An 18,317-nucleotide genomic window follows, 5' to 3' on the forward strand; every position below is an offset into this window, starting at 1 on the left:
GTGCAGCTTTTTCAAAAAAGTTAGCCCGTCGTCCACCGCCGGGCAATGGCAGGGACGGCGACATCACACAACAAACAGGGCGGATTGCTCCGCCCTGCGCTGGTGACTGGCTGATAGGAGGGATCAGAACTTGACCTTCAGGCCGGCATTCACGCCATGCGTGCCACCTTCGGAGGAGAAACCTCCGACATAATCGAGCGACAGCGAGGTGTTGTCCTGAAGGCTGACATCGATACCCGCCTTGACGAGGGCCCGGTCGCGATTGACGCCGGCGCCTTCGACGGAGAAGGCCGCGCCGCGGTTGAAGGCGAGCGTGGCATCCGGTGTATCGCCGAAGGCATGGCGCCAGCCGGCTTCCCCAGAGAGGCGGGCAGATTTCTCGCCGAGCTGGATCTCGGTGGAGGCGCGAAGGCCGAGGCTGACGAAGGTCGCATCATAATCCGATGCGCCGCCGGACACAGCTGCCGCGCCGCCGCTTTCGCTGAAGGAGCCGGTGCGGACACGCACATGGGCAAGGCCCGCAAAGGGCTCGATGGTGGCCTGCTCCAGCTTCATCGCATAGGCCGCTTCACCGAAGACCTGTGCCGTCGTCAGATCGACGGAGGACCGCAGCGCGTTGGAGAAGCTGCCAAAGGCGACCGTGCGATCGACATCCGCCTGGCCGAAGGCGACCGACGAGCCGTAGGTGAGGCGCAGGCCCTGCAGCACGGTCGTGCCGTAGAGGCCGATGAGACCGCTGTCGGCGTCGGCGGTTGCGCTATAGCCCTTGCTCGACAGGTGCGAGTAACCGTAGCCGCCCATCACGCCGAGCCGGGTCGTCTCGTCCACGCCGGTATCGCTGCCGAAGAAGACGCCGCCGCTGTTGCGATTGAGGGCTGCGATGCCATCGCCATCGGTGCGGCCATGCGCACCATAGGCCTGCATCCAGGGTTGCCAGACGCCATCGGTAAAGCCCGGAGCGGTGGCGCGAAGGCGGGTCGATACCGCATCACGCCCGAACTGGCTTTCCTCGGCAAAGGCGCCGGCCATCGAGGCGTAGAATTCGCCCGAAAGCTGACGGAAGGCCTGATCCGCGGAAGAGGCTTGCAGCGGCAGGATGGCATCGAACACCGGATCCGCCGAGCCGAGCGCATCGATGACGGCGGCGACGGCGCGACCATTGGCACTGGTGGCGACATCGGCGAAGTCCACGTCGTTGCGCACCAGCTTCATGCTGATGCTGCTCGCCGAATAGGTGAGATAGGGGTTGAGGAAGGCCGCACTGGAGCCAACGGAACCGAAGGTGCCGGTGATGCCGCCGGCCGCCGAGAAGATGGTGTAATCGGTCTGCGGCAGGTAGTTGGTATTGGTCGGGACGAAGAACAGCGCGCTGTTGTTCAGCGTGATCGCGCCGGTGGCGACCAGACGGTCGGTATTGCCGGCCTGATCCACTTCAACACGGTAGGTCGAGCCCTGGTCGAAGGTGACATTGCCGTTGACGGTCAGCGTGCCGATGGAATTGCCGGGCGCCAGCGTGCCTCCGCTGGCGATGCGCAGATTGCCGACCGTGCCGGTGCCGCCGAGCGTGCCGCCATCGAGAACCGTGGTGAGCGACGAGCTGGCAATCGAACCGTTGACCGACAGCGTGCCGCCGGCCACCCGCGTTTCGCCGGTATAGGTGTTGGTGCCCGTGAGGTTGAGGCGGCCGAGGCCTTCCTTGGTGAGTGCGCCGGTGCCGGAAATGGTGCGGGCCATGGTGACGGAATTGCCGGCGGACTGAATGTCGAGCGCGCCACCCGTGCCTTCCAGCACCACATCGCGGTCAAGCGACGTCATGCCGGTGCCAGCGATGCGCAGGCGGCCATCGGCAAGGCGAACCTTCGCCTGGGACCCGCCAAGGGCTGCATCCTCATCGACAATCACCGTGCCGCCATCCTTGATCAGCGTCTCGTCGATGAAGCTGTGATCGTCGATGCAGTATTCGGCAATCGCCTGCTGGAAGCGCGGATCCTTGCTGGCGCAGTCGAGCAGCGTCTTCTTTTCGTCGAGCGTTAGGTTGGTCAGGATCGGCATGCCGTTGTCATCGGCGATCTGGCCGAGATAGACATCGGTGCGCATGTTGTTGCGCGTGAGATAGAAGACCTTGTCCTTCTCGTTGAAGACGGCGGCTTCCGAACCCCAGACGAGGCGGCTCTGATCGGCAGCGCCCTGGCCCACTGCATATTTCTGGATGGCCGGGCCGACCCACTTGATGTCATGGGCGGACACCTCGTGGTCGGTAAGCGGCGTCGTGCCGTTATTGGCATAGCCGACCTGGTCGATCACGCCGAGATAGGGATTGTTCGGATCGTCGGCCAGCTGCCACCACTTGCCGAAGGGGCGCGAGACGAGGAAATGGTCGATCTTGCCGCGGTCCCAGCTGGCCCAGGTATTGGTCGCGTCCTCGCCGGCGCTCGGCCAGGTGGTGCTGCCGTCGAGCAGGTCGTGCGGGGCAAACTGCTCACGCTCGTCGGGATTCTGCAGCAGCATGAACTGCTTCTTCAGGATGTTCATCGTCTGCGGCGTGTTGCCGGCCACCGCATAGGTTTCCGGAACGAACATCGTATCCGGGATATCCGTATTGGACAGGTTCTTGCCGCTGTTGGCCGTGATGAAGGCATCGAGTTGCGTGCGGTCGACGGCATACTGCGTGAGAAGCTGATAGTAGAAGCTGTTTCCGGACTGCAGGTAATTGCGCAGCAGCAGCTTCTGCTGATCGACGTGGTTGAGGCCGCGTTCAGAGACGTCCGCCGCATTGAAATCGCCGGTGACGACCAGCGGGCCATCCACGGTCTTTGCCCAGTCGACGATCTTCTTGGCTTCCTGGATGCGGTTGGTCGCTTCGTCGGAATAATCGAGGTGGACGGAGGCGACCGTCGTCTGTGGCAGCATGTTCTGGGCATCGAGCGTGATGTAGCTGAAGCGGTTGCCCTGGCTGCCGCTGCCGTTGACGCCGCCGGCCGTGCCGGTGAGACGCGAGGTGAGGCCGGTATCGCCGGTCTGCGTGCTCGTATAGGTGCCGAGACCGGCATTCTGCAGCACCTGCGGTGCCTGCGCCGCATAGGGGCTGTTGGAGCGAAGTTCCTGCCAGGCGATGATGTCGTAGTTGCCGTTGGCGAGGAAGTTGGAGATCTGCGACAGATCGCTGCGAAACCGCTCGTTCCAGGTGTTGAAGGTCAGCAGGCGAAACGTGCCGTCCTCGGCCAGCGCCGGGCCGGCAAGACCGCAAACACTGGCGCAGCAGAGCGCAATGGCGAGACGCGAAACGCCGGCCCGCTGGTGTGAATTTAAATGTAATTTTTGTGACACTTGCTAGTCCCCAAACCGGCTATATCCAAATGAAATGAAAGACTTTTCGCTTTCCGAGAGGTTATTACAAAGTTAAATGTAACTTTGATGACATTTTGCGGCGGGCAAGTCGTGTTTCGGTCACTGCAGGCGCGCTGTCGTTGAGCCCGTACACATCTGTGTTAGCGCCGCGAAAACCACCCGGCGAGGGTTGAGCCGGATGGCGGTTTCCCTTATCCCTGATGCCGGCTGTGGGGAGGATGCGGTCCATGCCTCCGGTTGCGTTGCCCTTTTCGGCGGTATGGTTGCTTTCGGACGGCGGACGAAAGGACGGATCGGGAACCGGGTTGCGGCTATTGCGTTTCCCGTCCCGAAAAAGACCGCAATCTCAGACCGCTTCCGTCACATTCACGCGTCATGTTCCGTGGGTTACAGAGGATGATCGCATGGCTCCTGCCCAATCCGGCCCGGATAGACCGGACCTTTCCGCCGCGACGCTTGGCGCCCGCCGCTATGGCTATGGGCTGAAGCCAGGCGAAGCGCCGGCCGCCGACGTGGACGCGTTGATGCTGCAGCTGAAGCGCGGCAGCGCCGCCAAGCCGCGTTTTCCGCGCGACGGTATCACCGGGCGGCGCGAGACGATCGGACGGCTGCTCACCGTACGCGCCGTGGAGGCCAAGGCCGCCCTTGAGGGACGGCCCAATCCGAGCCTTCGCCGCGAGACGCAGCGCGAGGCCGAACGATTTTTCATCCGCGACGTGCTGGGGCGCATCGGGCAGGCCGTTGCCTCGGAAAACGGCTTCTTCGAACGGCTGGCGAGCTTCTGGATCGACCATTTTTCCGTCAGCGCCCGCAAGGCCTATGAGATGCGCATGATCGTGCCGCTGTTCGAGGCGGAAGCGATTCGGCCGAATCTGGCCGGCTCGTTCACGGAGCTTTTGCGCGCGGCCATGCTGCATCCGGCCATGCTGACCTATCTCGATCCCGAACAGCCGGGCGGGCCGGTGGCGACTGCCCTGTTGCGCAGCGGCAAGGGGCTGAACGAGGCGCTGGCCCGCGAGCTTCTGGAACTCCACACGCTGGGCAGCGATTCCGGTTACACGCCCGACGACGTGCGCGGCGCCGCCCTCATTCTGGCGGGTTTGTCGCTCGACACGCGTTCGCTGCAGGTGGCCTATCAGCCGCCGCCGGCGGAGCCTGGAACGCTTGCCCTTCTCGGCAAGACCTATGGCGCGGACGGGCGCAGCGGCAGCGATCATCTGGCCATGCTGGAGGATCTGGCAACCCGGCCGGAAACCGCGCGCAACATTTCCACGAAGCTGGTGCGCCATTTCATCGCCGACCAGCCGCCGCCGGAAATCGTCGACCAGATGGTGGCGGCCTGGGCGGAGAGCGGCGGCAATCTCTCCGCCGTCTATCGCGCCATGCTGGAGCATCCGCGCGCCTGGTCGGGCGAAACGGGCAAGGTCATTCCGCCCTTCGATTTCGTCGTATCGGGCCTGCGCGCCTTCGAGCAGAAAGGCGGCGAATTTTCAGCGCTTGCCAAGGCTGCCGAACTGGAGGCGGCAGAGGAAGCGCCGGTGGCACCCGCCAAGGGACCGGCCCTGCAGCAGCCGGCGGTGGCGCGCGCCCTGACGTTTCGTGCGCTAGCCCGGCTCGGACAGCCGGTGTGGCAGCCACCAAGCCCGGCGGGCTTTCCCGACGATGTCGAAGCCTGGCTATCGCCCCGCCAGCTCTCCGAGCGGCTGGCCTGGGCGCGGCTTGCCGCGCGCACGCTCGGCCGCGATCTCGACCCGTCCGCCTTCCTCTCGGCGACCCTTGCCGACGCCGCCCGCGCCGAAACGCGCGAGGTGGTGGCCGAGGCGCCGACCAAGGTGCATGGCGTGACGATGGTGCTTGCCTCGCCCGAATTCAACAGGAGATGAGCATGGCCGACACCGCATTTTCCAAGCTATCGCGCCGCGGCTTTCTTCTGTCGGCCGCAGGTGCCGCGACCCTGCCGCTGATGCCGCAGCTGTCGCTGGCGGCGACGGCCGGCGACAACCGGTTCGTGACCATCATCCTGCGCGGCGCCATGGATGGACTGGCGCTCGTGCAGCCGCAGAACGATCCGGCACTGAAATGCCTGAGGCCGGATCTCTGGCTTTCGGCCGAAGATGGCCTGCTTGATCTCGACGCGTCTTTCGGTCTGCATCCGGGAGCGGCCGAACTGATGCCGCTGTGGCAGGCGCGGGAGCTGTGCTTCGTGCATGCGGTGGCGACGCCCTATCGTGGCGGACGCAACCATTTCGAAGGCCAGGACGTGCTGGAGACCGGCAGCATCGAGGGCAGGGCGCTGCGCACCGGCTGGCTGAACCGGGCGCTGTCGCTGGTGCCGCGCTCGTCCTCGCGCAAGGCGCTCGATATCACCGCTGCTATGGAACTGGTGCTCACGGGGCCGAGTGATGCGGATGTCTTTGCCCCATCGTCGGATTTTGCCATGGCGCCGGACGAGCTGCAGTTCCTGCAACGGCTCTATGGCGAGGATGCAGGCTTCGAGACGGCGCTTGCCGGTGCGGTAACGGATGGGGCCGCATCCGGCAGTCTTTATGACGACGCCCAGCGCCGCAGCGGCATCGTGGAGACCGCGCGCCTTGCCGGCAGCATGCTGAAGGCCGACTACCGTGTTGCCAGTTTCTCGATCAACGGCTGGGATACCCATGCCGACCAGAAGACGCAGTTTCCGAAGGTCGCCGGGGATCTTGCCGCAGCACTGTCCTCTCTGAAGGAAAGCATGGGGGAAGCCTGGGCCAATACTGTGGTCCTGGCCGCCACCGAATTCGGCCGCAGCGTGCGCCAGAACGAGCAGGGCGGCACCGAACACGGCACGGCAAGCGTGGCTGTTCTTGCGGGCGGCGCCCTGTCGCGTCCGGCTGGCCCCGGCACGGGAACGGCGGCGGACGAGGACGCCGGCGGTCTCGGCGGGCGCGTGCTCGGCCGCTGGCCCGGCCTTGCCGATGCGGCGCTGGCGGATGGGCGCGACCTTGCCGCGACCGGTGACCTGCGCGACATCGCTGCCGCCCTGCTGCATCGGCAGTTCGACATCACGCCGGCAAACCTGACGACGAAGGTGTTTCCCGGCCTGTCGTTCGAGGGGGCCGCCGCCTATCTGTGAGGGATGGGGCGGCGTCACTCAGGCGGCAGACGACAGGCAGGTTCGTGCGCTAATGCTTCCGCACTGACCGCGATCACGCCTGCGGTATAACGGTCGGCTGTCCGGCCGGATCAAGCGCCACCATGATGAACGTGCCTTCGGTCACCTTCTCCAGCCTGCCGATGCGCGCACGGTTGACCCAGGCTTCCACCTGCAGCGTGATCGAGGTGCGGCCGATGCGGGCGATATCGGTGTAGATGGAGAGCGTGTCGCCGATCTTCACCGGCCGCTGAAACGCCATCTCCTTCACGGCAGCCGTGACCACGCGACAGCGCGAGCGTTCGGCGGCGCGGATGCCGGCCGCCAAGTCCATCTGGGCCATGACCCAGCCCCCGAAAATGTCGCCGGCCGGGTTGGCGTCTCCGGGCATAGCAAGCGTCCGAAGCGTCAGTTCTCCTTCGGGGGCGGCGTGGTCTGTCATGCGGGCTCCTTGTCAATTGGGCTGGGTCAAACGGGCGAGATCAATCCGGCGAGCGGATATGCTGCGCTGCGAAATGCTGTAACTTTAGGGGCGGCCCGAACGGCTGGCAATGGGCTTTCGCCGGCTGTTCAAGCCGCGGCTTGATGCCTGCTGTGCGAGGGACAAGTCGTTCACGAAGGAGCCGCCCCCGGTCGATTTGCCCTTGTCGGGCCTTTGCGAAACGTCGATGAAGGACAACGATGATTTGACCCGGGATTTGCTGATGACTGATCTGACGACCGATGCCCATCACCTGCTCGCCCGCTCCCATGATGCCTTCCTGTTCGACATGGACGGAACGCTGATCAATTCGATTGCGGTGGTCGAGCGGGTCTGGCGCGAATGGGCCGTGGCCCATGGGCTGGATGTGGAGGAATTCATGCGCCGGCTGCATGGCGTGCGCGCCATCGACGTCATCCGCCGCGAGGAGATTGCCGGCATGGATGTGGAGGAAGAGGCGCAGATCATCCTCGACAAGGAACTGGACGATACGGACGGGATCGTTGAAATTGCCGGAGCCGTCGACTTCGTGAATGCCCTGCCGGCCGATCGCTGGGCGATCGTTACATCGGCGCCGCGGGAACTTGCGGTGAAGCGCATGGCTGCCGCCGGCATTCCGACGCCGGGCGTGATGATCTGCGGCGAGGACGTCGCAAACGGCAAGCCGGATCCGGAAGGCTACCGGGCGGCGGCCGAGCGCCTAGGCTTTGCGCCGGAACGATGCGTGGTGTTCGAGGACGCGCCAGCCGGCATTCAGGCCGCCCAGACGCTTGGGGCAGGCGTCGTGGTGATCACCGCCACGCACGACATGCCGGTCGAGGGGAACGAGTTCGACACGGTGGACTATCTGGGGCTTTCCGCTTCCGTCACGCCCTCCGGCGACCTTCGGCTGAACCGCCGCTGAGCCATCATTCTCCAGCGGCGACCGGGGGCGTTTCGGCGACGGCCGGGCGCTTGCCGGCCCGGATGTGGCGGATCGACATGTCCGGCGCAAACGGAACGCCCGACGCACTTTTGGGCACCGCGATCCGCTGCGCCAGATAGATGCTGGAATGGCCGCTGCAGAGATAGGCGAGGAAACAGGCGATCGCGAGATAGACGGCGTGGGTGGCGCCGAACAGTTCGATGCCCATGATCAGGCAGGCGAGCGGCGTGTTGGTGGCGCCGGCAAAGACCGCGACGAAGCCGATCCCGGCAAACAGATCCACCGGCGCGCCGAAAAGCCCGGCAAGCGCGCTTCCAAGCCCGGCGCCGATGAAGAAAAGCGGCGTCACCTCGCCACCCTTGAAGCCGGAGCTCAAGGTGACGATGGTAAACAGCGCCTTCCAGGCCCAGCTGACAGAATCGATGTGATCGGGCCGGAAGAAGCCGAGGATCGTTGCGTCATCCGGATCAGGCGACCAGACGCCGAGGCCGAGATAGGCGCGGGTGCCTGCGAGATAGACAAGGCCGAGAAGGATGAGACTGGCGACCACGGGGCGCAGCGGCGGATAGGCGATCAGCGTCTTGAAGGCGCCGGACGCCCGGTGTGACAATTCGGCGAATGCATGGGCGGCAAGCCCGAAGACGACACCGGCTACGGCCACTTTCAGCATCAGCAGTGGTGCGAACGTCAAGCCCGAGGACGCATCTCCCGTCACGCCGGAAACCGCCGCAATGGCATAATGCGTATGGGTGATGCCGAGCGCCTGGCAGGTCCAGTCGGCGATAATGGCGGCGAGAAGGGCGGGCAGCAGCGCCTCGTATTGCATGCGCCCGATAGCCAGCACTTCCAGTGCAAAGACCGCACCGGCAATCGGCGTGCCGAAGACGGCGCCGAAACCGGCAGCGATCCCGGCCATCAGCAGAATGCGGATCTCCGGCGCCGACAGGCGAAACAGGCGGGCAAAGGTGCTCGCAAGACTGCCGCCGAGCTGCACCGCTGTTCCTTCGCGCCCAGCCGAGCCACCGACAAGATGCGTCAGCACGGTGGAGACGAGAATGAAGGGCGCCATGCGCAGTGGCACGCCGCCACCCGGCTGGTGGATCTCCTCGACGATGAGATTGTTGCCTGCTTCGGCAGTGTGGCCGAAGCGCTGATAGCACCAGACCATCGCAAAACCGGCGAACGGCATGGCATAGATGAGCGAGGGATGGGCAAAGCGCAGCCGGGTTGCCGCATCAAGGCTTGTGAGAAACAGCGCGACCAGCGCCCCGACGGAGGCCGCCATCGGCACGACGATATAGACCCAGCGTCCAAGGCGGATGATCTGGCGCAGCCGAAGACCGAAAAGCTTCGGCAGGAGCGCCAGAGTGGCGCGCGGCAGGCGGGCGTTGAGATGGGCAGAGAAACGAAAAATTCCAGACACAATCCTACTCCTTGGCGCCGAAGCGCGTGTTGAGTAGGAGTCATCAGCTTCATCGGGGAAGCGGTTCGGCGTGATGCCCGGCAGAATCCATTACCGTTGGAATTGCCATATCCGTTCGCTGCGGCGCATGTCAATCGCTGCACTGCAGCAGAGGATGGATCATCCCAGCCGCGTCAGGCCGTTTTCGCTGCGGATGATGTTGACCAGGGTGCGCAGCGCCGGGTGGCCGTGGCGGCGGCTGTCGTAATAGATGTGGAACGCATCGCCGGGCGAGGCGTGATCGGGCAGCACGATTTCAAGCTGGCCTGCGGCAAGCTCTTCGGCAATGCGCGCCTCCAGCAGGTAGGCAAGGCCGAGGCCGGCGCGGGCGGCGGCGATGGTGGTGGCCGTGTCGTTGATGGTGATGAGGCCCGGCACCCGCACTCGATCAGTGGCTTCGTTCTCTCCCAGTTCCCAGCGGTACAGGGAATTGTCGCCGAGCAGCAGCTGCAGGCCGGTATGGCGTGACAGATCGGCGGGCGAGGCGGGCCGTCCGTTGGCATCCAGATAGGCGGGAGCGGCGGCAATCACCCAGCGCTGCGGCCCGGTGAGCGCCACGGCCACCATGTCTTCCGGCACGTGATGGCCATAGCGGATGCCGGCATCATAGCCCTCGGCGGCAATCTCGATCGGGCGGTCGTCGACAACCACGGTCAGGCGCACATCCGGGCACTGGCGGGCAAATTCCGGCAAGGCGGGCGCGATGAGCAGGTGCGCCGCATCGGCAAAGACATTGATGCGCAGTTCGCCAAAGCGGCCGGCGCCGGGCGCTTCCAGCGCCTCGAGCGCCGAGCCGATGGCATCGAAACCGTCGCCGATCTTGCGGGCAAGCTCCAGGCCGAGATCGGTCGGTGAAACGGCGCGGCTGGTGCGGTTGAGCAGCTTGGCGTCAAGCCGCGCCTCCAGCCGGCGCATGGCATGGCTTGCAGCCGACGCCGTGAGCCCCAGCTCGAAGGCCGCCATCTTGAAGCTGCGGCGCCGCACGATGGTGAGGAAAAGTCTGAGATCAGCGAAATCGACGCGGTCGACGGGATACATGAAACCGGTTCATCGTTTGAATGAAAGAAGAGCAAGTTAAATCATGCCGCATCCGGGCCTGCAACCGCTATGATGACACGTGATCATCTGACCGCAGGAGGAGGAACCATGCCGGCATTCGACCAGATCAGCCTGCCCGATTTGAAGGGCAAGCGTGTGCTCGTGACAGGTGGCTCGACGGGGATCGGAGCAGCCGTGGCGCTGGCCTTTGCCGCGCAAGGCGCCAAGGTGGCGCTGCATTACAATGAAAGCATCGCCGCCGCAGCCGCCGTCCAGGAACACTATCCGCAATACATCTTCCTCGTGAAGGGCGATATGAGTGCTGCCGGCGTTGCCGAACGCGTCGTGAAAGAGGCGGCGGCACTGCTTGGCGGGCTCGACGGGCTCATCAACAATGCCGGCGGCATGCTCGGCCGTATCCCGACGACGAAAATGAGCGCCGACCATTTCGACCGGGTAATGGACCTCAACGCCAAATCGGTCTGGGAGGCGACCGTTGCCGCCCATCCGCTGCTTTCGGCCGCCGGTGGTGGCTTCATCATCAACACATCCTCGATCGCCGCGCGAAACGGCGGCGGCGGTGGCGCGGTGATCTATGCGGCGGCGAAAGCCTTCGTCAGCAGTCTGACGCGCGGGCAGGCAAAGGAATTCGTGAAAGACCGCATCCGCGTCAACGCGGTTGCCCCGGGGCTGATCCAGACACCGTTCCACGATCGCTACACCCCGCCGGATGTGATGGCCGCCCAGCGCGGCACCATACCGATGGGACGCGAGGGCACGCCGGAGGAATGCGTCGGCGCCTTCCTCTTCCTCGCCTCGGAAACTCTGTCCGGCTACATCACCGGGCAGGTGATCGAGGTGAATGGCGGACAATTGATGCCGTAAGGAGAATGACAGACATGCAATACAGGACATTTGGGAAAACCGGCCGCACGGTTTCGGGTATCGGATTCGGCGCCTGGGCGATCGGCGGATCGTGGGGCGACGTCTCGGAAGAGGATGCGCGCGCGGCGCTGAACGCGGCCCTCGACGCCGGCACGACCTTCATCGACACGGCGGATGTCTATGGCGACGGACGCTCGGAAAAGATCATTGCCGGCGTGCTGAAGGCGCGCGGCGGCGAGCGGCCTTACGTTGCGACAAAGGCCGGGCGCCGGCTCTCTCCACATGTGGCGGAGGGCTATACGGCGGAAAACCTCACCGGCTTTGTCGAGCGCTCGCTGAAGAATCTCGAAACCGATTGCCTCGACCTCGTGCAACTGCACTGCCCGCCGACGGAGGTCTATTACCGGCCGGACGTGTTCGAGGCGATGGAGAGAATGATCGAGGCCGGAAAAATCCGCCATTACGGCGTCTCGGTGGAAAAGGTCGAGGAGGGGTTGAAGGCAATCGCCTATCCGGGCGTTGCCTCGGTGCAGATCATCTACAACATTTTTCGCCAGCGCCCGGCGGAGCTATTCTTCCGCGAGGCAAAGACGAAGGATGTGGCGATCATCGTGCGCGTGCCGCTGGCCTCCGGTCTGCTGACCGGCAAGATGAGCACTGACACCGCTTTTGCCAAAGACGACCACCGCGCCTTCAACCGTCATGGCGAGGCTTTTGACAAGGGCGAGACCTTTGCCGGCGTGCCCTATGATGTCGCGCTGTCGGCCGTCGAGGAGATCCGTCCCCTGGTGCGGGAAAACGAGACCATGGCGCAGTTTGCGCTGCGCTATATCCTGATGAGCGATGCCGTCTCGACCGTCATTCCGGGCGCAAAGAACGCGGCGCAGGCCAGGGGCAATGCGCAGGCAAGCGATCTGCCCGCCCTGTCGGCCGAAACGATGGCGGCGCTTCGCGCGCTGTATGAAAGCCGCATTGCACCGCACGTCCACCACGCCTGGTAGGCGATGGAATCGGATCCGCCGGGCTCGTTCGGGCGCGGCGGATCGGTCTTTGCGTGCTCCCGGCCGGCGAGATCGCCGCACGCTTGGCGCACAGCTCCGGCCTTTAGCCGAGCGCCTTTTCGTAGTCGAAGGTGATGAACAGCCCCTGCGCCGAGGCATCATAGGCCCCTTCGATCTTGATCCCCTGCGTAAGCAGGTCGGCGACGCGGCTGCGGAATTCGTTCGATTTCAACTGCTGGCCGGCCTGGAGAATGGCGCCGTCGAAGCGAATGTCCAGCCGTTCGCCGACGGTATGAGCTGCACCCACGCCACCGCTGCGAAACAGTTCGATGCCGTGCTTGGTGACCTTGAGGGTGCCGACATTCAGTTCACCGAGGCTTGCATGCTTGCCGATGACATTGATGAGCACATCATCGTTCAATAGCGACAGGAGGGCGGCCTTGGCCTTGGCCTGCGCCTTGCGCAGTTCGGCGCTGACGCGATCGGCGGCACGTTGCCGTTCGAACTCCCGCTCGGACTGCGCGGCCGCAACCGTTGCGGCAATGCGTGCGCGAAGGTTTGACAGCTGGGCCTGGGCGGTTTCGATGAGCCGCGGTTTGCCGGACTGTTCCGGGGCATCGGGCATGGTCACTGCCGGTCCATCCGGGTGGCGCGGGTTCATGGGCGTATTCCTGTCTGCAAGCTTTGTTCGATTTAGGGTTCGACGGCCTGGGTGGAGACGAGTCCTGCACCCTTGATTCGGACAGTCGCGGTGGCCGATGCAGGCAAAACGCGTTCGGCCTTGGCATGCATCAGAGATCAAGCATGTCCGACGGCGGCGCCTTTGGATCTTTCGCCGGTCTTGCGGCCGGCGTGCTGCGCTTCCTCGCGCCGGAACCATCGACTTCAGCGGTGTCAGTGGCGAGTTTTTTCCCCAGCGCCGTCTTCTCCTCGAGGCTGGGCGACGTATCCGGCCGAGCGTTTTCAAACTTGATCATGGTGTTCTCCGACATGCGCTAAGATTGGTGATAAGGGCGGGCGAGAGGGCTTTATTTCAGGTCCGTGGCCGTGAGCGTGTACATCGAACGCCGGTTGCGCTTGTAAAGCTTAAGCGCGGCATCCTGGATGGTGGTGCGCGCCGTATCGAAGGCATGCAGGCAGTCGGCTTCGACCACAGGGCGTCCTGCCGCACTTTTGAGGAGGGCAGCGGCTTCGACGAGAAAGCGCACCTCGAACATGCCGTCATAGCCCTGGAAGCGGACGGTCTGCCTGGCTTCATCAAAGCTGCGGCTACGGTTTGGAAACTCAAGGGGCATCGAAACTTCTTTCGGGAGGTCGCCTCACGACACGTGGGCATGACGGTCAGTAAATGGGCGCAATATCGGGACGGCGCCGGGTGGTTTTGCAACACGGAGACATCCATGACAGGCGGGCGTTCCGCGCGAAAAGGTCTGGGCCTTGAGCGGGCGCACATCACGCTGGCGGGACATCTGTTTGCGCCGCACGTCGGATTTTTCAACATGACGAAGGCTTCACCTGTTCGCGACGCATGCCGCGATGAGCGTCTGGTTCGCGCGGAAAGGTGTGAAAGCAGCGGCGTTCCGGCCGACGGCAAAGGCAAAAGGCCTTTCTTCGCGATTAGCGCACAGATGGGCCTGCAAGTCCATTGCCAAATGGCCGGTGAGGCGGAATGCGCCAATCAGGCGCCGCAATCTATCGTGATCAGCCGAAACTTCTGCGCCGCGGCTCTACGGCCGGTGTGCCGGCAACCGGGGCAAGCGATTGCAGCACGCGGGTTGCCGGCAGGATGGCGATGGCTTCGGTGCCTTCGCGCAGCTGCGATTTCAGGATGAACTGGCCGTCATGCTTGGCAAGGATGGCCTGGACGATGGGAAGCCCGAGCCCGGTGCCCTGTTCGGCGCTCTTGATTGCGATGGAGCCCTGACCGAAGGCGGACAGCACGACCGGGATTTCCTCTTCCGCAATGCCCGGTCCATTGTCCTTGATGGCGACGTACTGGCCGCCGCCCGCCGTCCAGCCGACCTTCACGGTGACGGTGCCGCCCTGGCTGGTGAACTTGACCGCGTTGGAGAGAAGATTGAGCAGCACCTGGCGGATCGATTTTTCATCCGCCCAGACCTGCGGCAGGTTCGGCTCGAACTGCTGCTGGATGCTGATGTTCTTGGCGCGCGCGCGCAGCTGCACCATGCCGATGCAATCTTCTGCGATTTCCAAAAGCGACAGCGCTTCCTCGTTGAGTTCGTAGCGGCCGGCCTCAATGCGCGACAGATCGAGAATCTCGTTGATGAGGTTGAGCAGGTGCTGGCCGGAGCGGTGGATATCGCCGGCATATTCCCGGTAGGTGGGGTTCTGCAGGGGGCCGAGCACTTCGCTGCTCATCACCTCGGAAAAGCCCAGGATGGCGTTGAGCGGCGTGCGCAGCTCGTGCGACATGGATGCGAGGAAGCGCGACTTGGCAAGGTTTGCCTCCTCGGCGCGCCGCCGTGCCTCGTCGGACATCGACTTTGCCACTTCCAGTTCCGCAATCAGATCGTCCTTTTCCGACTGGTAGGACATGAGCGTCAGGGACGAGCGATGCAGCCGGTCGGAAATATAATGAAACAGCGCAAGCGCTGTGGCGCAAAGCCCGGCAAGGCCGAGATCGAAGACATTGCCCGACCAGGCCGCACCGGCCGCAAGCGTCACGACGGCTGGCATAAAGGCCAGCAGCAGCGCCTGGCGCAGCATGACATTAGCCATGGCGGTGATGGAGATCGCCACCAGCAGCACCGCGCCCTTGTAAAAGTAGAAGCTTCCGCTGCTGCCGCAGGCGGCACAATCCGACAGGGTGAAGACGGCAAAGCAGCAGCCGAAGAGAAATTGCGCGACCAGAAGCCGCAGGCGCCACTTTTCCGTGGCGGTCACCGTCCAGTCGAGGCGCGCGGCGCGGCGGGCGAGAAGAAGATTGATCGAATGCACGGCCAGTGTCAGCAGCGCCCAGGGAAACAGGCGCGCATCGCCGCTGATATAAATGCCGATGGCGGCCACGACGATGATAAACACCGGCATGATCATGGCGCCCTGCAGCATGGTATTGATATGGAGCGCCAGCGTCTCGCGATCGAAAACCAGCGGCCCCTTGCCGCTCGACTGCAGGCGCTCGCGCATGGCGCGCACGGCTTTCGACACCGCCTTGTTGCGGTGTGCGCGGGAACGGTCCACGATGATCTTGTCTGTGGAGGTGCTGACGCCGCTACTCATGGCCATGGGTACTCTTCCGGATCAGGCGAGCATAGGATCCAAATCTTAAGAAGTTCCTGACAATGTCGATCTGCCAGAAAGGATCTGTTTGCCATGCCTGCCAAGGATGCGTTTGCAATTGAGGCCGACCGGTGACGACAATCCGCCGCAAGGACCGCATTGTTTTGCGCAATGGGCGTACGGCCGGGGCGGTGCTGTGCCTGGTTCTGTTGCTGGGCACCTTGACGATGCTGCTGCGGCGCGAAGAGACTCGGCTCACCGGGCCGTTCCGGGTGGTGGATGGCGACACGCTGGCGCTCGGCCAGCAGCGGCTGCGGCTTGCCGGCATCGATGCGCCGGAGCTGGCGCAGACCTGTGGTGTGGAAACCTTGGGCGCCAACGGCTGGCCGTGCGGCAGGCAGGCGCGCAAGGCGCTGGCGCAGCTGATGGCTGCCGGTGCGCCGGAATGTCGCGGCAGCTCGGTTGATCGCTATGGCCGTCTTCTCGTAAATTGTACAAGCGACCAGGGGAGCATCAATGCCGCCATGGTGCGTGCCGGCATGGCGGTGGCAAGCGGTGGTGGACCCTATGGCCACGAACAGGCGCTCGCGCAGAAGGATCACGCCGGCCTCTGGCAGGCACAGTTCGAGATGCCGCGCCTTTGGCGCGAAAGACAGGGAATGGCACAGGATGAGGACGAGGCGGGGCAGGTTTGGCAGTGGATAATGCGGTTTCTTCAGACGCTTTGGATAGCTCCAACAGCGCCGGCGAAGAGCGGCTGAGCCTGCTCCGGCACGCCATCACCGGCTGCCGCATCTGTCGCGATGTGCCGGTGCGCGGCATTGCGGATCGCCTTGCCCATGAGCCGCGTCCGGTTGTTGTTCTCTCGACGCGGGCAAAGGTGCTGATTGCGGGGCAGGCGCCGGGACTTCGGGTGCATGAAAGCGGCCTGCCGTTCAACGATGCCTCCGGCGACCGCCTGCGCCAATGGCTGTCCGTGACGCGGGAGGAATTTTACGATGCGGACCGCTTTGCCATCGTGCCCATGGGCTTCTGCTTTCCGGGCTATGATGCGCGCGGCAGCGATCTGCCTCCACGCATCGAATGTGCGCCGATGTGGAGGAGGGCGGTGATCGATGCCATGCCGCAGATCGAACTGGTGCTCGCTGTCGGGGCCTATGCGCAGTCCTGGCATATGCCGGGGCGGGTGCAAAAGACGATGACGGCGACGGTTGCCAACTGGCGCGCCGGCTTCTTTGCCAATGACGGCCCGAAAGTGATGGCGCTGCCGCATCCGAGCTGGCGAAACAGCGGGTGGCTGAAGAAGAATGCCTGGTTTGAGGCCGAGCTTCTGCCGGTGCTGCGCCAGCATGTGGACAGTCTGGTGCGTTGAAACGAATTTCGGTTACATCCTCAATTTTTCGCGCTAAGAAGAAAAAGAATCCCCGAAGGAGTGAATATGGACCGTCTAGACCGCAAAATTCTGCGCATCCTGCAGGAGGATTCGACGCTTGCCGTCGCCGATCTCGCCAAGAAGGTCGGCCTGTCCACGACGCCCTGCTGGCGCCGCATCCAGAAGATGGAGGAAGACGGCGTCATTCGTCGGCGCGTGGCGCTGCTCGATCCGGTCAAGGTCAACACCAAGGTCACGGTTTTCGTGTCGATCCGCACTGCCAGCCACTCCATCGAATGGCTGAAGCGGTTTTCGGAAGTGGTGGCTGATTTTCCCGAAGTGGTGGAATTCTACCGCATGAGCGGCGACGTCGACTATCTGCTGCGCGTCGTCGTGCCCGATATCGCCGCCTATGACGCCTTCTACAAGCGGATGATCGCCCGCATTGAAATCCGCGACGTCTCCTCCGCCTTCGCCATGGAGCAGATCAAGTACACGACCGAGCTGCCGCTGGATTACATGCTGTTGGACAACCAGAAGGCCGGGGAGGATTGAGTCTGCTGGCCTTTGGCCCCTGTCTGCGTTAGACTTTCGCTGAACGGAGATTTCGCCGATGCGTATGCTTGACGTGCTGAAATCCGCCACGCAGGACGTGGGGCAGATTGGATCCGAGGAACGGTCGAAGGCGCGCGCCCTCGGCGTATCGTCTTTTTATGCGGATCAACAGGGGCGCGTGATCGAAGAATTCCCCGACGGCCGCAAGGCGGTTGTCGCGGTTCCCATCGGCGAGACCGGCGCCGATGCCGCAGAGTGATCGGCCGGCGCCTGAATGCATGGTGCTCGGCGGACCAAACGGTGCCGGAAAAACATCCCTCTATCGAAGACTTCAACTGCCTGGCCAGTTCGTCAATGCCGACGAAGTAGCAAAGACGATTGATGCCCATCGTCCGGAATCGGCCTCGCTGGAAGCGGGCAGGCGGGTGCTCGATACGATCGATCGGCTATTGGCTGGTCGGGAGGATTTCGCCTACGAGACGACCTTGAGCAGCCGGCAGTCTGTCAACCTGTTGAGGCGCGCTCAAAAGATCGGATATCGGACGCTGCTGGTGTTCATCGCCCTCGAATCCGCCGATCTGCATGTTCTGCGTGTGGCGCAACGCGTTCGCATGGGTGGACACGCCATTCCGGAAGAGGCTATCCGCCGGCGGTACGAGGCTACCTTTCGAAATCTTGGTGAAGTGGCCGGCGTCTGCGATGCCGTCTCGGTGTACGACAACAGCAGTGCAGAGGGCTATCGGCTGGTGCTGGAGCTTGCGGCGGGCACCATCGCCACCAACTCGCTCTCCCGCACGCGGCCCTTCGACAGCAGGATCGCGGCCTGTGTCGCCCCGGCGCTGTCGATGCGCGCCGAGGACCTGTTGGTCGGGTAGAGCCG

General features: G+C 63.9%; 18 protein-coding genes and 1 riboswitch. Of the genes, 10 read left to right on the top strand and 8 right to left on the bottom strand.

The features are described 5' to 3' along the window. Positions 1-123 precede the first annotated feature (123 nt). Positions 124-3,327 (bottom strand): autotransporter domain-containing protein, encoded by a 3,204-nt coding sequence (locus J2858_RS11060; protein WP_348635475.1) that lies wholly within the window; start codon positions 3,325-3,327, stop codon positions 124-126. A 425-nt stretch (positions 3,328-3,752) separates the two neighbouring features. Here J2858_RS11060 and J2858_RS11065 point away from each other — a divergent pair, with 425 nt between their 5' ends. Next, complete coding sequence (locus J2858_RS11065; RefSeq protein ID WP_210104871.1) at positions 3,753-5,231, top strand: DUF1800 domain-containing protein; 1,479 nt, start codon at positions 3,753-3,755, stop codon at positions 5,229-5,231. 2 nt (positions 5,232-5,233) lie between these two features. Further along, the gene (locus J2858_RS11070; protein WP_432443338.1) at positions 5,234-6,460 is read left to right on the top strand and encodes a DUF1501 domain-containing protein; all 1,227 of its coding nucleotides are present in this window, start codon (positions 5,234-5,236) and stop codon (positions 6,458-6,460) included. A 73-nt stretch (positions 6,461-6,533) separates the two neighbouring features. Here the strand turns inward: J2858_RS11070 and J2858_RS11075 are convergent, their stop codons facing one another. Next, positions 6,534-6,920, bottom strand: a complete 387-nt coding sequence (locus J2858_RS11075; RefSeq protein WP_210104873.1) for an acyl-CoA thioesterase — start codon at positions 6,918-6,920, stop codon at positions 6,534-6,536. Positions 6,921-7,182: 262 nt separating this feature from the next. Here J2858_RS11075 and J2858_RS11080 point away from each other — a divergent pair, with 262 nt between their 5' ends. Further along, complete coding sequence (locus J2858_RS11080; RefSeq protein ID WP_210104874.1) at positions 7,183-7,863, top strand: HAD family hydrolase; 681 nt, start codon at positions 7,183-7,185, stop codon at positions 7,861-7,863. 4 nt (positions 7,864-7,867) lie between these two features. Here J2858_RS11080 and J2858_RS11085 read toward each other — a convergent pair whose 3' ends face one another. Both J2858_RS11085 and J2858_RS11090 read right to left on the bottom strand, forming a co-directional pair. Then, entirely contained in the window at positions 7,868-9,307 is a 1,440-nt protein-coding gene (locus J2858_RS11085; protein ID WP_348635476.1) for a voltage-gated chloride channel family protein, read from the bottom strand. Positions 9,308-9,334: 27 nt separating this feature from the next. After that, positions 9,335-9,411, bottom strand: a riboswitch (Fluoride riboswitch). A 55-nt stretch (positions 9,412-9,466) separates the two neighbouring features. Continuing rightward, a complete protein-coding gene (locus J2858_RS11090; RefSeq protein ID WP_210104875.1) occupies positions 9,467-10,384 on the bottom strand; it encodes a LysR family transcriptional regulator in 918 nt (305 codons plus the stop codon). A gap of 108 nt (positions 10,385-10,492) precedes the next feature. Here J2858_RS11090 and J2858_RS11095 point away from each other — a divergent pair, with 108 nt between their 5' ends. After that, entirely contained in the window at positions 10,493-11,269 is a 777-nt protein-coding gene (locus J2858_RS11095; protein WP_210104876.1) for an SDR family NAD(P)-dependent oxidoreductase, read from the top strand. 14 nt (positions 11,270-11,283) lie between these two features. After that, positions 11,284-12,270 carry an aldo/keto reductase gene (locus tag J2858_RS11100; RefSeq protein ID WP_210104877.1) on the top strand — a complete coding sequence of 329 codons (987 nt, stop codon included), beginning with the start codon at positions 11,284-11,286 and terminating at the stop codon, positions 12,268-12,270. A 103-nt stretch (positions 12,271-12,373) separates the two neighbouring features. On the opposite strand, the gene J2858_RS11105 is transcribed toward J2858_RS11100, so the two are convergent. From J2858_RS11105 to J2858_RS11120, 4 genes are all read right to left on the bottom strand, one after another. Next, the gene (locus J2858_RS11105; RefSeq protein WP_210104878.1) at positions 12,374-12,931 is read right to left on the bottom strand and encodes a hypothetical protein; all 558 of its coding nucleotides are present in this window, start codon (positions 12,929-12,931) and stop codon (positions 12,374-12,376) included. Positions 12,932-13,061: 130 nt separating this feature from the next. Continuing rightward, positions 13,062-13,247: a hypothetical protein gene (locus tag J2858_RS11110; protein ID WP_210104879.1), complete on the bottom strand. Its 186-nt coding sequence runs from the start codon at positions 13,245-13,247 to the stop codon at positions 13,062-13,064. A gap of 51 nt (positions 13,248-13,298) precedes the next feature. Then, a complete protein-coding gene (locus J2858_RS11115) occupies positions 13,299-13,565 on the bottom strand; it encodes a DUF1488 domain-containing protein (protein ID WP_210104880.1) in 267 nt (88 codons plus the stop codon). Between the two features lie 406 nt (positions 13,566-13,971). After that, positions 13,972-15,510, bottom strand: coding sequence for a sensor histidine kinase (locus J2858_RS11120; RefSeq protein ID WP_210105223.1), 1,539 nt, complete (start codon positions 15,508-15,510; stop codon positions 13,972-13,974). Positions 15,511-15,641: 131 nt separating this feature from the next. Here J2858_RS11120 and J2858_RS11125 point away from each other — a divergent pair, with 131 nt between their 5' ends. The 5 genes from J2858_RS11125 to J2858_RS11145 all read left to right on the top strand — a co-directional run bounded on the left by J2858_RS11125 (position 15,642) and on the right by J2858_RS11145 (position 18,312). Beyond that, entirely contained in the window at positions 15,642-16,271 is a 630-nt protein-coding gene (locus J2858_RS11125) for a thermonuclease family protein (protein ID WP_210104881.1), read from the top strand. Next, a complete protein-coding gene (locus J2858_RS11130) occupies positions 16,235-16,882 on the top strand; it encodes a uracil-DNA glycosylase family protein (protein WP_210104882.1) in 648 nt (215 codons plus the stop codon). The genes J2858_RS11125 and J2858_RS11130 overlap by 37 nt, the downstream gene beginning before the upstream one ends. A gap of 66 nt (positions 16,883-16,948) precedes the next feature. Further along, a complete protein-coding gene (locus J2858_RS11135) occupies positions 16,949-17,437 on the top strand; it encodes an Lrp/AsnC family transcriptional regulator (RefSeq protein ID WP_210104883.1) in 489 nt (162 codons plus the stop codon). A gap of 58 nt (positions 17,438-17,495) precedes the next feature. Further along, positions 17,496-17,696, top strand: coding sequence for a hypothetical protein (locus J2858_RS11140; RefSeq protein ID WP_210104884.1), 201 nt, complete (start codon positions 17,496-17,498; stop codon positions 17,694-17,696). Then, on the top strand, positions 17,683-18,312 hold the full coding sequence (locus J2858_RS11145; protein ID WP_281067730.1) for a zeta toxin family protein: 630 nt from the start codon (positions 17,683-17,685) through the stop codon (positions 18,310-18,312). Before J2858_RS11140 ends, J2858_RS11145 begins: the two co-directional genes overlap by 14 nt. Positions 18,313-18,317 lie beyond the last annotated feature (5 nt).

It is taken from the genome of Neorhizobium galegae, assembly GCF_017877135.1.
GTDB lineage: Bacteria > Pseudomonadota > Alphaproteobacteria > Rhizobiales > Rhizobiaceae > Neorhizobium > Neorhizobium galegae_A.

Bases quoted from the DNA above. Each gene is read 5' to 3' on its own strand.
- J2858_RS11115 (WP_210104880.1), bottom strand. From the start codon at position 13,565: ATGCCCCTTGAGTTTCCAAACCGTAGCCGCAGCTTTGATGAAGCCAGG.
- J2858_RS11110 (WP_210104879.1), bottom strand. From the start codon at position 13,247: ATGATCAAGTTTGAAAACGCTCGGCCGGATACGTCGCCCAGCCTCGAG.
- J2858_RS11135 (WP_210104883.1), top strand. From the start codon at position 16,949: ATGGACCGTCTAGACCGCAAAATTCTGCGCATCCTGCAGGAGGATTCG.
- J2858_RS11070 (WP_432443338.1), top strand. From the start codon at position 5,234: ATGGCCGACACCGCATTTTCCAAGCTATCGCGCCGCGGCTTTCTTCTG.
- J2858_RS11100 (WP_210104877.1), top strand. From the start codon at position 11,284: ATGCAATACAGGACATTTGGGAAAACCGGCCGCACGGTTTCGGGTATC.
- J2858_RS11065 (WP_210104871.1), top strand. From the start codon at position 3,753: ATGGCTCCTGCCCAATCCGGCCCGGATAGACCGGACCTTTCCGCCGCG.
- J2858_RS11140 (WP_210104884.1), top strand. From the start codon at position 17,496: ATGCGTATGCTTGACGTGCTGAAATCCGCCACGCAGGACGTGGGGCAG.
- J2858_RS11145 (WP_281067730.1), top strand. From the start codon at position 17,683: ATGCCGCAGAGTGATCGGCCGGCGCCTGAATGCATGGTGCTCGGCGGA.
- J2858_RS11120 (WP_210105223.1), bottom strand. From the start codon at position 15,510: ATGAGTAGCGGCGTCAGCACCTCCACAGACAAGATCATCGTGGACCGT.
- J2858_RS11095 (WP_210104876.1), top strand. From the start codon at position 10,493: ATGCCGGCATTCGACCAGATCAGCCTGCCCGATTTGAAGGGCAAGCGT.
- J2858_RS11090 (WP_210104875.1), bottom strand. From the start codon at position 10,384: ATGTATCCCGTCGACCGCGTCGATTTCGCTGATCTCAGACTTTTCCTC.
- J2858_RS11075 (WP_210104873.1), bottom strand. From the start codon at position 6,920: ATGACAGACCACGCCGCCCCCGAAGGAGAACTGACGCTTCGGACGCTT.
- J2858_RS11105 (WP_210104878.1), bottom strand. From the start codon at position 12,931: ATGAACCCGCGCCACCCGGATGGACCGGCAGTGACCATGCCCGATGCC.
- J2858_RS11080 (WP_210104874.1), top strand. From the start codon at position 7,183: ATGACTGATCTGACGACCGATGCCCATCACCTGCTCGCCCGCTCCCAT.